At 50.4% G+C, this 15,925-nt stretch carries 17 protein-coding genes and 1 pseudogene; 14 read left to right on the plus strand and 4 right to left on the minus strand.

The window, feature by feature from the left end; all coding sequences use genetic code 11:
- The coding region (locus C557_RS0118875) for a transposase (RefSeq protein WP_018753433.1) at nt 1-217 on the minus strand (217 nt) is incomplete at its 3' end.
- 905 nt (nt 218-1,122) lie between these two features.
- On the opposite strand from C557_RS0118875, the gene C557_RS0118890 reads away from it, so the two are divergent.
- The 7 genes from C557_RS0118890 (at nt 1,123) to C557_RS25045 (ending at nt 8,286) form a co-directional block, all read left to right on the plus strand.
- On the plus strand, nt 1,123-2,007 hold the full coding sequence (locus tag C557_RS0118890) for an AraC family transcriptional regulator (RefSeq protein WP_018753436.1): 885 nt from the start codon (nt 1,123-1,125) through the stop codon (nt 2,005-2,007).
- 336 nt (nt 2,008-2,343) lie between these two features.
- Nucleotides 2,344-3,207, plus strand: coding sequence for an ABC transporter permease (locus tag C557_RS0118895; RefSeq protein ID WP_240472986.1), 864 nt, complete (start codon nt 2,344-2,346; stop codon nt 3,205-3,207).
- A 49-nt stretch (nt 3,208-3,256) separates the two neighbouring features.
- Nucleotides 3,257-4,150 carry a carbohydrate ABC transporter permease gene (locus C557_RS0118900; RefSeq protein ID WP_018753438.1) on the plus strand — a complete coding sequence of 298 codons (894 nt, stop codon included), beginning with the start codon at nt 3,257-3,259 and terminating at the stop codon, nt 4,148-4,150.
- 25 nt (nt 4,151-4,175) lie between these two features.
- Nucleotides 4,176-5,825 carry an extracellular solute-binding protein gene (locus C557_RS0118905; RefSeq protein ID WP_018753439.1) on the plus strand — a complete coding sequence of 550 codons (1,650 nt, stop codon included), beginning with the start codon at nt 4,176-4,178 and terminating at the stop codon, nt 5,823-5,825.
- Nucleotides 5,826-5,837: 12 nt separating this feature from the next.
- On the plus strand, nt 5,838-6,815 hold the full coding sequence (locus C557_RS0118910) for an N-acetylglucosamine kinase (RefSeq protein WP_018753440.1): 978 nt from the start codon (nt 5,838-5,840) through the stop codon (nt 6,813-6,815).
- On the plus strand, nt 6,812-8,122 hold the full coding sequence (locus tag C557_RS0118915) for a 6-phospho-beta-glucosidase (protein WP_018753441.1): 1,311 nt from the start codon (nt 6,812-6,814) through the stop codon (nt 8,120-8,122). Before C557_RS0118910 ends, C557_RS0118915 begins: the two co-directional genes overlap by 4 nt.
- Before the next feature lie 14 nt (nt 8,123-8,136).
- Entirely contained in the window at nt 8,137-8,286 is a 150-nt protein-coding gene (locus C557_RS25045; protein ID WP_018753442.1) for a hypothetical protein, read from the plus strand.
- A gap of 79 nt (nt 8,287-8,365) precedes the next feature.
- On the opposite strand, the gene C557_RS0118925 is transcribed toward C557_RS25045, so the two are convergent.
- Both C557_RS0118925 and C557_RS0118930 read right to left on the minus strand, forming a co-directional pair.
- Nucleotides 8,366-8,578 (minus strand): hypothetical protein, encoded by a 213-nt coding sequence (locus C557_RS0118925; RefSeq protein ID WP_018753443.1) that lies wholly within the window; start codon nt 8,576-8,578, stop codon nt 8,366-8,368.
- 10 nt (nt 8,579-8,588) lie between these two features.
- Nucleotides 8,589-9,203, minus strand: coding sequence for a superoxide dismutase (locus C557_RS0118930; protein WP_018753444.1), 615 nt, complete (start codon nt 9,201-9,203; stop codon nt 8,589-8,591).
- A 419-nt stretch (nt 9,204-9,622) separates the two neighbouring features.
- On the opposite strand from C557_RS0118930, the gene C557_RS0118935 reads away from it, so the two are divergent.
- From C557_RS0118935 to folE, 7 genes and pseudogenes are all read left to right on the plus strand, one after another.
- Nucleotides 9,623-10,066: a GNAT family N-acetyltransferase gene (locus C557_RS0118935; protein WP_018753445.1), complete on the plus strand. Its 444-nt coding sequence runs from the start codon at nt 9,623-9,625 to the stop codon at nt 10,064-10,066.
- Nucleotides 10,067-10,225: 159 nt separating this feature from the next.
- Entirely contained in the window at nt 10,226-10,840 is a 615-nt protein-coding gene (lepB, locus tag C557_RS0118940) for a signal peptidase I (protein WP_018753446.1), read from the plus strand.
- Nucleotides 10,841-10,863: 23 nt separating this feature from the next.
- Entirely contained in the window at nt 10,864-11,304 is a 441-nt protein-coding gene (rnhA, locus tag C557_RS0118945) for a ribonuclease HI (protein WP_018753447.1), read from the plus strand.
- Between the two features lie 81 nt (nt 11,305-11,385).
- Nucleotides 11,386-12,552 (plus strand): annotated as a pseudogene (gene queG / locus C557_RS0118950) (tRNA epoxyqueuosine(34) reductase QueG); the annotation flags it as partial.
- A gap of 55 nt (nt 12,553-12,607) precedes the next feature.
- Nucleotides 12,608-13,642 carry an HD-GYP domain-containing protein gene (locus C557_RS0118955; RefSeq protein WP_018753449.1) on the plus strand — a complete coding sequence of 345 codons (1,035 nt, stop codon included), beginning with the start codon at nt 12,608-12,610 and terminating at the stop codon, nt 13,640-13,642.
- Nucleotides 13,643-13,734: 92 nt separating this feature from the next.
- The gene (locus C557_RS0118960; protein ID WP_026263571.1) at nt 13,735-13,965 is read left to right on the plus strand and encodes a YneF family protein; all 231 of its coding nucleotides are present in this window, start codon (nt 13,735-13,737) and stop codon (nt 13,963-13,965) included.
- Nucleotides 13,966-14,009: 44 nt separating this feature from the next.
- Complete coding sequence (gene folE, locus C557_RS0118965; RefSeq protein ID WP_018753451.1) at nt 14,010-14,603, plus strand: GTP cyclohydrolase I FolE; 594 nt, start codon at nt 14,010-14,012, stop codon at nt 14,601-14,603.
- A 108-nt stretch (nt 14,604-14,711) separates the two neighbouring features.
- Here folE and C557_RS0118970 read toward each other — a convergent pair whose 3' ends face one another.
- On the minus strand, nt 14,712-15,860 hold the full coding sequence (locus C557_RS0118970; protein ID WP_018753452.1) for a Fe-Mn family superoxide dismutase: 1,149 nt from the start codon (nt 15,858-15,860) through the stop codon (nt 14,712-14,714).
- Nucleotides 15,861-15,925 lie beyond the last annotated feature (65 nt).

The following is a 15,925-nucleotide window of genomic DNA, read 5'->3' on the forward strand; positions in this document are numbered from 1 at the left end:
CCTTCTCTTTTAAGAGTTGTTCTAATTCTCGAAGCCGTTCCACACTGGAGATGGACTCATTCTTGAACTCGCGATATTTGGCTTTCCAGGCATGCAACGTCTTTGCTGGGATGTCCATCTCTAAGGCGATTTCCTCCACCGATTTCGTCTGTTCATGGAGATATTTAGCTGTTTGTCTTTTAAATTCTTCGTTATAGCGATTCCGCTGCTCACCCACGTGAACACCTCCTCAGTTAGTTTTATTATCTTTTTCTCTTAACGAGGTGTCCACTTTTTATTCTAGCTCTAATTCTCCCTATAATTTGAGCAATTTCTCTCGAATCCTTGCAATTCGGAAGAATTAACTGGAGGATTTCCATATAAGAGCAGGAGATATAGGCATTTTCAGAATTTTAGATGGAGAATTTCCATCTAATCATAAGCTGAACGAAAAAATAGGCATCATAATTACCAATAAAATCCAATGAAGGCGACAACAGCCTTCTTATCCATGTCAAAAGTAGATAAGGGGCTGTTGTTCATTGGTTTAAGGGCAGGCTCTCCCGACATCGTACTTATGGGGAACAATGCTCGGGGCAGCTTGGTCATTTTACACATTCTACTATTTCAACTCTCCTACTCATCCTAACATCCAACGCACCTACCCATCCTCTCAACCAGCACGCCCCGCACGCCCAGTACGCCCCGCACCCCAGCATGCCCCGCACACCCAGCACCCCAGCACGCCCAGCACGCCCAGCACAACCAGCACGCCCAGCACGCCCAGCACGCCCAGCACGCCCAGCACGCCCCGCAACCCAGCACGCCCAGCACCCCAACACGCTCCGCACGCCTAGCATAACCAGCACGCCTAGCACAACCAGCACCCCAGTTCAACCAACCTATCCAACCCAATCCCCCAGCTCACCCATTTTACATATCTCATCCCCCTAACTTTTCCTACTATTCTTACTATTTTTTTATTCTCTTCTACCCAGCAAATTTGCGCCTCACCATAAGGAGCAACATCCCTGAATCAAGTATCCGGTAAGTCTCATTAATGGTATATTTATACGTACATTAAGTAGTGGTTAACCTTACGGGTGCAGCTTGGACACTTTGCCTCAAAGGAGTGAAGGGATCATGAAATTGGCCGGATTGGGGGGAGCTATCCCCAGGGAAAAAGTATTGCTGGACAAGAGATATCCTCTTTACATTGCAGAAACGGTAGGTGTGAATACCCACTACCAGAAGCTGCATTGGCATGACGTGCTGGAGATTAACTATATTTCCTCCGGTTGTGGCTACTACATCATTAATGGGAAGTCCTTTGAATTCAAGGAGGGCGACATTCTCCTGATTAATTCCAATGATCTGCACTGTGCCTACGAGATGCGCGATCTGGTCATTTTGGTCATTGAGTTTGATATGGCCTGGTTTGCCGGAAGCCTGCGGTACGATCCAGAGATTTTAGCGCCGTTTAAAGAGATGGGCATCCATTTCACGAATCTGCTGGATCGAAATTCGCCGTACATCGGGGAACTGCGTACTTTGCTGCTAACCATGCTGAAGGAACATGAGCAGGAGCAACGATCTTACATTTCAATGGTTCATGCCTTGCTGCTGCAATTCTTGTCCTGCGTAAACCGCTATTTTCGTGCGGATGTGGCAAATCAAAGCCGTTCGGAGATTGGTTCGATGCAGTTGGAGAAGGTGCGTCAGATTATTTATGCCATGGAGGAGAGATTGGCTCATCCATGGACTCTGGAAGAGTTGGCTGCGTCCGCCTATCTTAGCCCTTCCCGTTTCAGCGATATTTTTCGCCGGGCTGTGGGGCGCCCTCCCCTGGAATACCTCATTCAGCTTCGCCTGGAGCATGCGCTTCGGCTGCTGGAAACTACCTCGCACAAAATTAGCGACATTGCGATGGAATGCGGCTTCCGTAGTCTGTCCAACTTCAATCACTTATTCCGCAAGCATTTCGGTATGTCTCCCAAGCAAGCTCGGGCTCGTAACATATCAAAATAGCGACAAACGCTTTCAATTTCCATAAAAATAACATAAACATAACATCATAGGTTTTATATTTGCCGAAATAAACACTTTTTCTCAAGTTTTCAGTAAAATATCGTTAATTTTCAGACGTTTAACGGGAGAATATAGCTAAATAAGCTTATAAAATAGTCTCAAGTGGAAGAAAACCTTACGCAAAAAAATAGGTGCGTAAGGTCTTTTCTTCAAAAAAAGGGGGGGATGCTGCTGCAACCCAGTATGCACAAAGAGCAAAAAGGTTTGAAACGGCCTGGCCGGGGCCGCAAACCGAAGTTGGTGGAGGATTTTCTTAGACAGTGGGATGTTCAGCTAATGGTCTTGCCAGCACTGTTGTTCATCCTGGTCTTCAGCTATATCCCCATGTACGGGGTGCTGATGGCTTTTCAGGATTACAACATTTTTACAGGCTTTATGGCAAGTCCATGGGTGGGCCTCAAGCATTTTGAAATGTTCTTTCATGCCCCTGAGTTCTGGAGTGTAATTCGCAACACGGTGGTCATCAGCTTGCTTAAGCTGTTTATCGGGTTTCCGGCCCCGATCCTGCTCGCGCTTATGCTGAACGAGGTGCATAACCGAGTGTTCAAACGCACCATTCAGACCATCAGCTATTTGCCGCATTTCATTTCCTGGGTTATTGTTTCCGGGTTTGTTACCTCGTTGCTGTCAACGGATAACGGAAGCTTCAACATGTTGTTGCAGCAGCTTAACCTGATTGATGAGCCTATCAATTTCTTATCCATTCCGGAGTATTTCTGGACCATTCTAGTGACGACAGGGGTTTGGAAGGAGATTGGGTTTTCTTCCATCGTCTATCTGGCCGCGATTGCCGGCGTAGATCCCCAACTGTATGAAGCAGCAGCGATGGATGGAGCCAGTCGGCTGCGACAAATGTTTTCTATTACGCTGCCCTCCATCCTGCCGGTCATTATCATTTTTCTCATCCTGAACATTGGCAATTTGCTGAATGCAGGCTTCGAGGACATTCTGTTGCTGGGGGCAAATCCAGTGTTGCGAGATGTTGCGGATGTTATTGACACTTACGTCTATCGCGTAGGGATTCAGAATAACAGATATTCTTATGCGACGGCTGTCGGATTGTTTAAGGGAGTGCTTAGTGTGGCGCTGCTGGCCGGAGCTAACTATGCAGCACGTCGGTCGGGGAATAGCCTATGGTAGCCGCCGTTTGTCCTGACAAGCACGCCAATCGGAAGAGAGGGAAGACGCAATGAAGCTGACTCTGGGTGACAAGACGCTGTCTGCGGTCATTTACATTATGCTGCTCGTGCTGGGGTTTGCCGCTTTTTATCCCTTCTGGAACGCCGCTGCAATCTCTTTCAATAGTGGAAACGACACGATGCGAGGGGGCATCACCTTCTGGCCCCGGGAGTTTACCTTGGAGAACTATGCGGTGGTATTCAAGGACGAGCGGCTGCTGGGCGGCTTTGGCGTATCTGTGCTGAGAACGGTAGCAGGGACCCTCTTATCGATTCTGGCTACCGCTATTTTTGCCTATGGGATGACCAAAAACTGGTTGATCGGACGCAAGTTCTATATGGTGTTATGCATTGTCACCATGTTCTTTAGCGGTGGGCTTATTCCGACGTACCTGTTAATCCGTGAACTGCAATTGATTGATACGTTTTGGGTCATGGTTGTACCGGGGCTGATCAGTGTGTGGAACATGATTATATTCCGGACGTTCTTCAAAGGCATGCCAGCCGGTCTGGACGAATCTGCCCGCATCGATGGTTGCTCCAACTGGGGGGTGCTGTTCCGTATTATCTTACCGCTATCCGGACCCGTGCTGGCGACGTTGGCCTTGTTCACAGCGGTGTATCACTGGAATGACTGGTTTGCCCCCAGCATTTATATCTCCAGCGTGGACCTGTTGCCAATACAAACCAAATTGCAGCAGATATTGAATTCCAACATCATGCTGGAGCAGATGTCGCAGATGGACTCGGCCGCTGCCAGCCATTTGAACCGAATGAAGACGGTAACCACCAAGTCGTTGTCCATGGCAACGATGATGGTCGCGACAGTACCTATTTTGTGCGTATATCCTTTTGTGCAGAAGTATTTTGTGAAGGGTGTCATGATCGGGTCTTTGAAGGAATAGTTCCGCAAATGAGGGGGAGTCTTGAATGAAGCATAGGAACCATTGGAAAAACACGAAAGAGCTGGTGCTGACCACCATGTTGGCTGTCGTGCTGGCGCTGACCGCTTGCTCGGGCGGAGACGGAGGAGCAACGGGCAACAAAGCAATTGAAGGATCCCCGCAAGGCGGGGAAGAAGCTGCGGGAGAATCCGGGCCGCTCACCTTCACCTTCTATGGCCACTATGATTGGTATACGATGCCCAATTGGGGAGAGGACCTGTCCACCAAATGGATTAAAGAGAACAAACAGGTCACGGTGGAGCCTGTCAGTTCTGGCGGCAATGCGAAGCAGAAGCTGAGCACCATGATTGTATCCGGGGAACTGCCGGACGTGATCTGGATGGAACGGGGAGCGGATGTGGAGAAGCTGCGCTCGGCGGGCATGCTGGTTCCCTTTGATGACTATTTGGAGAAGTACCCGAATTTGCAGAAATGGGCCGGGGATTCGACGCTTGATATGCTTCGGTCACCGGACGGGAAGCTCTACCAGTTCCCCAACTGGTACACGACGCAGCCTAACGGCAATGCAGGATATCTGGTCAACAAGAAGATATACAATGAGCTTGGCGCTCCACCTTTGGAGACGACCGATGATTTATACGCTTATCTGAAGCAGGTGAAGGCCAATTATCCGGATGTCGTACCCTTGGAAGTGGGGCAGGGAGGTGCTGGCATAGAAATATTGACAACGGCGTTTGGCGAGAACTATCCCGCTACATTCACCGCAATAAAGGGTGTCCCTTCCCGAGATCAATTAAATTCGCTGTTCACCGACCCTGTGTTCAGAGAAGGCATCGGATTTGCGAATAAGCTATACCGTGAAGGCTTAATCTCGCAGGATGCATTCACGCAAAAGCTGGAGCAGGTTGAGCAAAAGGTGCGGAATGGACAAATCGCGATGTATGTAGCCTCAAGTCCAACGGAGTATGGAGCTATCGGCAATGCCCTGCTCTCGGCAGAAGATCCGGAGGCTGGCTATATCATGGTATGGCCTATTCATAAGGCGGGGCTGGATAAGAACAAAATTTATCCCGGTGATTACAAGCAGCAGGGCTGGAATGTTAATGTAATTACCCGCTCAGCCAAGGACCCGGAAGCGATTTTTGCCTTCCTGGATTGGATGACCGGCCCCGAGGGACAACGAATCATCATGTGGGGACCGGAAGGTCTGTATTGGGATGGGGCGGATGAAGAAGAAGCTCCTTTATTTACAGAAAAGTTCACTTCGGACACGAAAGGCCGCGATGAATTGATGAATGCCACCGTCAACTTTCAATGGGTGGGCAATACCGTGTACGTGGATAAATCGAAGATGAAATTTGAATCCACCCTTCCGCCGGAGAAGCAGAACTGGGAGTCAAGATGGCAGTCGGAAATTACCTGGGAGACGCAATACAATACGACAGAATTTACGAACCTGGACCCAGCCGGGGATAGTGAGGAAGGAATAGTAGCCCAAAGTGTGCTCGATATCTATACCAAGGCTCTGGCGGCGGCCGTTATGAACGCAAAGTCAGAGGCAGAAGTGGCCTCGATGCTCGACAAGGCAGAAGCGGATGCACAGAAGGCGGGGTATGCCAAATTGCTGAAGTACAAGACAGAGAGATGGCAAGAGAACCTGAGTAAGCTGAAATAGGAGAGGACGGCGTTGAACTACTATTTGGGAATAGACGGTGGCGGAAGCAAAACCTTGGCCGTCGTCACCGATGAGCAGGGCAGAATTATGGGACGCGGGCTGAGCGGGTGCGGCAATCATCAGGTTCAGGTGGAACTGGCGCGGCGCAGCATTCAACAGGCCTCAGAGGAAGCTATCCAACAAGCCGGTATTACTCGTAATGAGCTTACCTATGCCATGTTTGGCCTGGCTGGTGCTGACCGGGAGGCAGATTTTCAAGTGCTGAGACCGATGATTGCAGATATGCAATTTCCGCAGCATGGCATCGTATGCGACACAGAAATCGGGTTGCGGGCAGGCACAAGGCAAGCGGATGGCGTTGTCCTGGTTTGCGGCAGCGGCACCAACTGCTACGGAATGAACAAACAGGGGGAGTCGCTGCAAATTGGCGGCTTTGGATACATGTTCGGCGACTACGGCGGGGGCAGCGAGCTGGCGGTAGAGGTATTCCGTACGGTTATTCGCGCTTGGGAGGGGAGGGAGCATTCCACCCTTCTCACCGAAGCCGTTCTGCAAACGCTGGATTATCCCTCAGTGGAGCGTTTATTCCATGATTATCTGGATCGTGGTGCAGGGGCCCCGAGACATCTAACCAAGCTGTTGTTCCAGGTGGCAGAGCAAGATGAAGCGGCGAGGGCAATCCTCCAGCGGCAAGGCTGCGAGCTTGGCAAGGCTGCTGCTGCCGTTATTCGCAAGCTGGGTATGATGCAGGATCACTTCGACCTTGTTCTGGTTGGCAGCGTGTTGACCCGAGGTGATCGCCACTTCATTACACCGCAGATCGAGGAAATTGTTAAGCCGTTAGCTCCAGGGTGCCGCTTGAGGCGGTTAGCGATGGAGCCGGTAGCGGGGGCTGTCTTGCTAGCTATGGAGAAATCCGGGCATCCCGTGGAGGATGTGGTATATGACCAACTCAGTGAAGGATTGTCAGTAAAGGAGGAACAGACATGAAGCGGGAACTGAAAATCGCAGTCATCGGCGGCGGCTCATCGTATACACCCGAACTGATTGAGGGTTTTATTCAAAATTATGAGACACTGCCAGTCAGCAAAATTGTACTTGTGGATATCCCGGAAGGGGCGCACAAGCTGAAGATCGTGGGGCAGCTTGCAGAGCGTATGATTGCGGCATCAGGACTGCCCATTAAGCTGGAGCTGACAATGGATCGGCGCTCTGCGCTGGTGGGTGCGACATTCGTCACCACCCAGATGCGGGTGGGGCTGCTGCAAGCACGGGCCTGGGATGAGACCCTTCCGTTGAAATATGGCATGATTGGTCAGGAGACAACGGGACCAGGCGGGATGATGAAGGCCTTGCGGACGATTCCCGTGCTTCTGGATATTTGCAAAGACATAGAAGAGCTTTGCCCGGGTGCCTGGATGCTCAACTTCACGAATCCGGCAGGGATGGTGACCGAAGCCATTCAGAAGCATTCCCGTGTTCGTTCCATCGGCTTATGCAATTCACCGATCGCGGCCTACAAATGGCTATCCTCCTTGTACGCAGTACCCATCGAGCGTATCCACTGCGAATTCGTGGGCTTGAACCACCTGCATTGGATCAGTCAGATTACCATTGACGGCAAGTCCAAGCTGGAGGAATTGCTGGCCAACCAGGAAGGCTACTCCGCTCGCAATGTTCCGCAGTTTGCCTGGAACGGCGCTCTGCTTCAATCCCTGAAGGCTATCCCATCTTATTATCTGAAGTATTTCTATTTGCAGCGAGAAATGCTGGAGGAACAGCAGCAGGCAGCCGCCCGCGGGGAGACGCGCGCCGAGACGGTTCAGCGTCTGGAGGATGAATTGTTTAACATCTATAAGGACCCTGAGTTGAAAGAAAAGCCAAAACAGTTGGAGCAGCGGGGAGGAGCTTACTACTCCGAAGCTGCTGTGAAATTAATGAATTCTCTGTATAACAATTCCGGTGACATTCAGACGCTGAATGTGGCTAATGGAGATACCTTGGATTTCCTTCCGAAGGATGCCTGTATTGAGGTGAATTGCCAAGTAACAAGTGAAGGGCCCCTGGTTCAGCCAGTGAAGGTTGTTCCGGAAGCGGCAAAGGGGTTGATTCGATCTGTAAAAACCTATGAGCAACTGGCTATCGAAGCGGCAGTGACTGGCGACAGGGGAATGGCACTATTGGCTTTGACACATCATCCATTGACCTACTCCGTAAATGATGTTGAGAGAATGCTGGATGAAATGCTGGAGCAGAACCGGCGTTATCTCCCGCAGTTTTTCGCGCAAATCCATTAGGAGGGGAAATTAAAATGAAGAAGACGATGAGGTTGATATGGTATGTTGACGGTCAACTAAATTCATTTATCCAGGCTCCCCAGTACGGGCGTATTATGACTGGATCAAGTTTACGCCAGCCAGCTAAAACTCTCTGTCAAAAGGAGCAGCTTGTCGAAAAATAGCGACATACAAAAACAGCCCGTTGAATATTCATGACGGGCTGTTTTCATTAGCAATACATATGCTTTCTTTCCCACAACATCAGTTTCGCAAATTTTCCACTGATTTCATATGGTTTTGCATATCCGGCTCCCGATGCTCCTCTTCGGATACCTTACCGGCATGATCCGAATTATTAGTGTTGCCAAGGGACTGAACGAACTCCGTAAATTGCTGCTTTTGGACATCGTCCGCTTTTTTGGATTTCAACATTTCCTCGGGGTCATTGGACAGCTTTTCGTTTTCTGGCGTCATAAGCAACCTCCTATTTTCTGGCTTCCTCGTAGAGTCGATTCACTTCATCCCAGTTCACGACATTCCAGAAGGCCGCGATATAGTCTGGACGTTTGTTTTGATACTTCAAATAGTAAGCATGCTCCCAGACATCCAGGCCCAGGATCGGAGTTAATCCCTCTGACAGCGGGTTATCCTGATTAGGTGTACTGGTAACGGCAAGCTTGCCATCTTTGCCCACTACAAGCCAGGCCCAGCCGCTGCCAAAACGGGTTGTAGCCGCTTTGGTGAACTCCTCTTTGAATTTATCGAATCCGCCAAGATCACTGTCGATCGCCTTAGCAACCGCGCCTGTCGGTGCTCCTCCCCCTTGGGGTCCAATGACCTTCCAGAAGAGACTATGATTCGCATGTCCTCCGCCATTGTTGCGTACGGCGGTACGAATCGATTCGGGGATGGCGTTCAGGTCGGAAACAAGTTCCTCTACACTTTTGCTTTGCAGCTCCGGTGACTTCTCCAATGCTGCATTCAGGTTCGTTACATAGGTATTGTGGTGCCGATCATGGTGGATATTCATGGTCTGCTCATCGATATGAGGCTCCAATGCGTTTGCGGGATAGGGTAAAGCTGGTAATTCATGTGCCATGATAATAACCTCCAATTTAATTTGGACTAATAAGTCTCCCACTTTCTATATAAACATGTACAGGGAACTGTAATCATGAAGAAAGTGGTGGAAAGCGTAAATTACGATTATAAGAGGGTAAAGCCAGGGTGTGACTTTACACACTCCATTACATTCCTATTATTGGTATCGGATAGAAATATATGCATTTTTGTGAATCATCCGAGGACATTTTGAGAAAATTCACAATTGTAAGCGTTTAATATAAAGCATTTTCAGAAGAAAATTGATGTATTTGGGAGATTTATATGTTTTAATGGACAAGCAAGCAGTTTTTTCTCGTTTTTTGTCTGGATTCAAATTATTAGGTTGATGTAAAAAACAAAGAGTTTGTTTTCCAACATCACCTCATCTTGTATGAAGAAAAGGGAGATCATAGCATGCTTATTCGTTCCTTTCAGTTGAGTGATGCAAATCAAGTGATGGAGCTCTTGCAGGTGGCCTTATCAGAGGATTGTTATGAAGACACCAAGTACGCGTTTGCCAGACAACTATCTTGGGATTCCGAACTGATTATGGTCGCAGAAGTAGAAGAAGAGATAAAAGGGGTCTTAATTGGAACGATCGATCAGAACACCGGTTGTATCTACCGAATGGCGGTTCATCCGGACTATCGCCGGCGCGGTGTAGGTCGTAGCCTGGTAACTGCGATGGAGCAGCGGTTTCAACAACGGAACGTACGCCGAATCATGGTTGCAGGAGACGAGCATAATCAAGCAATCCTGCCGTTATACGAAGCGATGGGTTACGGGGCAAGCAAATTTCTGAAGGCTTTCCAGAAGCTTGGCATTGCAGCAACGCATTCCTTATCAGGTTCCAATTGAACGATATTCCCTGGAATATATCGGGAAATGTTGAAGCATATTCTTTATCCATTGCAAATGGATGGAGGATATGCTTTTCTATTATATAGACTGTTTAAAATTTTGTAGAATACCTGAAGGTTGCGATAAATCATCTATCGAGCTTAGACGAGGTGTAGGATGGAACCGGGCGTATATACGGATGATCGGGAACTGGCGGAGAAGAGCAGCCCTAGGGCACCGCAGCATCCCCCTGACCAGAGAGAAACTCATTGGGTTGCTGAATTATGGGATATACTGAAGACAATGGTAGTGGCTTTCCTCATTATGTTGTTGCTGAATGTATATGTGTTTAATCTGTCGATGGTTAAGGGCCAGTCCATGGAGCCCACGCTGAAGGAGCAGGAGCGCTTATTTGTAGACAAGCTGGTCTACTGGTTTACGGACCCCCGGCAAGGTGAGGTCGTTATTCTTAAGGACCCGAGCATGGATGCTGGCAGAAAGTCATTCCTTGTTAAAAGGGTGGTGGCTGTGCCGGGCGATACGGTAGAGGTGCGCAACCAGCTTCTCATCGTTAATGGTCAACCACTGAATGAGGTTTACACGGATACCCTGATTGAGGACGGAGATATGGAAGAACAAGTGCTTGGCGAAGGGCAGTACTTTGTCATGGGCGACAATCGTCATGCCGGACGCAGTAAGGACAGTCGTTATTTCGGGAGCGTCAGCGAAGAATTGATTGTGGGACGGGCCGAGTTTGTTTTTTGGCCGGTCGGAAGAGTGCGTGGATTATAGCTTGTGATTGTGGAGGGGAAACCGTGAAGGAAGTTGCGATTTATACGGATGGAGCTTGCTCCGGCAATCCGGGACCCGGAGGCTGGGGAGCTGTGCTGCTGTTTAACGGGCATCGCAAAGATTTGTCCGGTGGAGAAATGATGACGACCAATAACCGAATGGAGATTCAGGCGGTTATTTCTGCGCTGAGCCAGCTTAAAGAGCCGTGCAAGGTGAAGGTATATAGCGATTCTGCTTATGTCGTGAACTGTTTTCAGCAGAATTGGATACGCGGATGGTTGAAGAACGGATGGAAGAACAGTAAGAATCAGCCCGTGGAGAATCGCGACTTGTGGGAAGAATTATGGCGATTGATGGGGATTCATCAAGTGGAATACGTGAAGGTAAAAGGACATAGCGATAACGAGTTAAATAATCATTGTGATCTGTTAGCCCGGGAGGCGATCAAGAGCTTGTCTTCATGATAAAGGGAACTGTGAAGCAGGCAACAGGGCATCGCCTTTGTCGCGGCAGGAGCATATGAAGCAGTCGGGAGGAATAATCGAATGTCGAAGACAGCGCCCGAGCAGGTCCGTCTCCAGCAGGGCGAGAGTCCCTGGGCCAAGTTGAAGAGAGAAATTCAGGATGTAGCTGTGGAGCTTGGTATTGATGACATCGGATTTGCTTCCGCAGACCCGTTCTTGTCCTTGAAGGCGGTATTGCAGGATCGTCGCGACAAGGGGTACGAGTCGGGCTTTGAGGAACGGGACATCAATAAGCGCATATATCCGGAGCTGTCGTTGGAGCAGCCGGCTTCGCTCATCTCGGTGGCAGTAGCCTATCCCTCGAAGATGGAGAACCCTCCAAGGTCGGAGCCGGGTAATCGCCGGGGGATTATGGCACGGTCCGCGTGGGGCCGTGATTATCACTATGTGCTGCGCGAGGCGATGGACCGACTGGAGCGGTTCATTCTGGAGCGCGTGCCTGAGGCGAGAATTGAGAACATGGTGGATACCGGCGCATTGGTGGATCGGGCGGTAGCAGAGCGGGCCGGAATCGGCTTTAAGGGCAAGAACTGTGCGATCATCTCTCCAAAGTGGGGGTCGTGGATTTACCTTGGCGAGTTGATCACGAATGTGCCCTTCCCGCCGGATACTCCGGTAACCGAAGATTGCGGGGATTGCACCAGATGTATTGACGCTTGTCCAACGGAAGCGCTTGTAGGTCCCGGCGTGCTGAATGCCCAGCGGTGCATCTCGTTCTTGACGCAAACGAAGGGCTTTGTGGAGGATGACTTCATGGTCAAGATGGGCAATCGGCTTTATGGCTGTGACACCTGTCAAATCGTGTGCCCCAAGAACAAGGGGAAGTCCTGGAACCACCGACCGGAGCTGCAGCCGAAGCCCGAGCAGGCCAAGCCCTTGCTGTTGCCCTTGCTGGACCTTAGCAATCGGGAGTTCAAGGAGCGCTTCGGAGATACCGCGGCTGCCTGGCGGGGCAAGATGCCCATACAGCGGAATGCGGTCATTGCTCTGGGGAATTTTAAAGATGCGGCTGCCGTACCGAAATTAATAGATGTAATGGTTCATGATCCCAGACCGGTGCTGCGGGGGACTGCGGCATGGGCTTTAAGCCGAATTGGCGGCGATGAAGCGAGAGAAGCGATTGAGCAAGCGATTCGTACCGAACAGGACGATGAAGTGCTGATGCGACTTCGGCGTGCTGCCCGGAAGCTGGAAGCCGCTGGCGCTGAGACATGATTTTAACGTGAGCGTGGAGGGATGACATATGTTATATATCAGTGTCGATGATATTGAACCCGGGCAGCATCTGGGGAAGACCGTGTATTCGGCGAATGGAACGGCCCTTTTGTCAGCAGGTATTCAGCTTACCGTATTTATGATTAATACATTAAGGCGCATTGGCGTGACTATGCTATATATTCAGGATGACAATTACGAGGATGTCGAGCCGGAAGAGGTGCTAAGCGAAGCAACGAAGCAGGCTGTGTTTCGAGAGATGTCCGATACCTTGCAGATTATCCGGTCGGGGAAGGAATGGAGTGCGCGCAAGGTCAGCGCCAGCGTGGACAGCCTGCTGAACGATGTGCTTGGCAACAAGGAGGCACTGCTCCAACTCACGGATATCAGAACAGCGGACAATGCGGCCTACCTGCACGCTGTGAATGTATGCCTCATCTCCTCAATGATTGGGTTGAATATGGGGTTGAATTTCTCTCAGCTCAAGGATTTGGCTATTGGAGCCATGCTGCATGATATCGGTAAAGCCACGTTAACTTCGGACGATGTTATTTCAGGGGATCCTAAGGATCACCATACCTGGCGGGGGTACGAATTGCTTCGTCATAAGCGGGAGTTTAACTTGCTGATTGCCCATGCGGCATTACAGCATCATGAGCGCCCGGATGGAGCTGGAATACCACGTGGAATTGCCGGGGATGAAATTCATTTATTCGCCAGAATTGTCGCAGTCGCCAACATGTATGACAATTTGATTAGCGGAGGAGGCAAGGATGGTCGCAGAATGCTGCCTCATGAAGCGTGTGAGCATTTAATGGCTTGCTCTGAGCATGAACTGGATCATGAGGTGCTTGTCGAATTTACACGTATCATATCGGTATATCCAAATGGAACCTCTGTCCGGCTATCTACCAAGGAGACCGGTGTGGTCGTAAGGCAGCATCGGGGCTTGCCAGGTCGTCCGGTTATCCGCATTGTACGAGGTACGGGCGATGACATGAACGTGTCGGAAATTGATCTGGCTAAGGAGACTACCCTGTTTATTGAGGGGGTTCTAGCCTAAGCTGTTGAATCACAAAAGGGTCAATGCTATTATATTTGAAGTGCGTCCGCCAGTCGGAACCGCACGATATTAAGGCAGGGGTGGCAAAATATATGAATATTATCATTCCAATTATTACTTTGGTCGTCGGATTGGTTGCTGGGTTTTTGCTCGGGGTATTTTATCTGCGCAGGCAGATGACTAAAATGCAGAGTGATCCCGAAGCGCTGCAGAAAATGGCGAAGCAGATGGGCTACAATTTAAATAGCAAGCAGATGCAACGTGCGCAACAGATGATGAAGAACCAAAACGGCCCATCTCGTCAACGTCCAAAGAGAAAATAGCAGCTCAACACGAAAGACGAGGGAAAGGGAAGGAGGCGCTAAGAATGGCCGGAGTGAAGGATTATCTGAATACGCAGGTAGGCGATAACCGCGAACAGATCGAGCACCATATTCGCGAGATATTGAAATTGATTGGGGAAGATGTAGAGCGGGAAGGCTTGCTTGATACCCCTGCTCGGGTGACCCGCATGTACGAGGAAATCTTCGCCGGATATGCGATAGAACCCCGCGACGTGCTTGGGGTTACCTTTGAAGAGAATCATGAAGAGCTGGTCATCGTTAAGGATATTACGTATTACAGTCAATGTGAACACCATATGGCGCCTTTCTTCGGCAAGGTGCATATCGGCTACATTCCGAGCGGACATATTGCCGGTCTGAGCAAGCTGGCCAGACTCGTTGAGGCAGTAACCCGCAGATTGCAGGTACAGGAAAGAATTACATCGCAGATCGCTGACATCATGGAGGAAGTATTGCAGCCGCAAGGCGTTATGGTGGTTGTGGAGGGAGAGCATCTTTGCATGTGTGCCCGCGGCGTCAAGAAGCCGGGCAGCAAGACGGTCACCTCCGCTGTGCGGGGAACGTTCCGCAAGGATGCAGCTTCGCGCGCAGAGTTCCTGTCGCTGTTGAAGGATTAGGCAAGGACACCCTATACTGAGAGAGCGCCTTCCGAGGTCTGACGGGGTATGAACCCCGCAGGCTGAGTCAGGCGCTCTTTTGCTGTATACGCCGAGGTGTATGTGTTTTTAGTAGGGCTGCCATTTCAGCTGCCGGGCGGCCTCAAATCGCTGCGCAACAGCAGGCCAATAGACCACATTCCACCAATCCTTGATATAGTCGGCCCGAGCATTTTGGTGCTTCAAATAGTAGGCATGCTCCCACACGTCGAGGGTAAGCAAGGGGACAACATCCCATTGCGACAGGTTCTGATGCTTCTCTGCCGTTAGAATTTCCAGACGGTGGCTGCGTGGACTCCATACAAGAATGGCCCAGCCGCCTCCCTCTACCTTGGCGGCGGCTTCGGAGAATTGCTTGTGGAAAGCTTCGTAGCTGCCGAAGTCGCGTTTGATTTGCGCCATGAGTTCACCTTCAGGCTTGCCGCCCCCTTCCGGATTCATAATGTCCCAGAAGATCGTGTGAAGATAATGCCCTGCGCCGTTAAAGGCCAGTTCCCGTTCCCAATGCTTGACCAGATCGAAATTTCCGGACTTGCGAGCTTCCTGAAGCTTCTTCTCCGCCTTGTTCAAATCGTCAACATAGGTTTGATGATGTTTGTCATGGTGAATGCGCATCGTCTTCTCATCGATGTAAGGCTCCAGAGCATCATAAGGATAAGGCAGCGGCGGCAGGGTATGCCCACCGATGGGAACAGGCTGCCCTTCGGCATGAGGCGAGCGCCAGCCGCCCGTCTCCAGGGGAACAGGGAGCAGGGGCGGTGTCCAGCTAATGACACTGCGCATGATTTCTCCGGGCTGATTCCAGCCTTCAAGCCGATTCAGATAATATTGGGATTTGGGGATGATGTATTCGCGAACGAAGGGGGCTGCTTCCGCGCTTTGAGTGGCACGGCTGTGTTCCAATATAGATTGGAGCTGGCTGACAAATTGCTGCGATTGCCGGAAGGACGCCCCAAGCAGGCGTTCAGTATGCCGGGGAAGCTCATCTGCATGAAATGAGGCGTCCGGATCGGAAGACGCCACCCGCAGCAGCCGATCAGCCGCAGCTTCCATATCGGAGAATACCTGGCGCCAATCCTCCAGCAGCTCGGCGTAGTCCTCTTCAAGTCCGCCAGAGATGCTGGAGATTAATTTCGTATGCTCTGTCTCTTCCTGCTTCCAGGAGCGGATATCTTCGAGAATACGTATAGGCAAATAAGGTCCATACATGAGCAACATCGGGCTTACCTCCTCAGGTACTTAGCGTACACTCATAATTAGCTTATGCCGAGGGATGGTTGACC

It is taken from the genome of Paenibacillus sanguinis 2301083 = DSM 16941 (assembly GCF_000374825.1).
Lineage (GTDB): Bacteria > Bacillota > Bacilli > Paenibacillales > Paenibacillaceae > Fontibacillus > Fontibacillus sanguinis.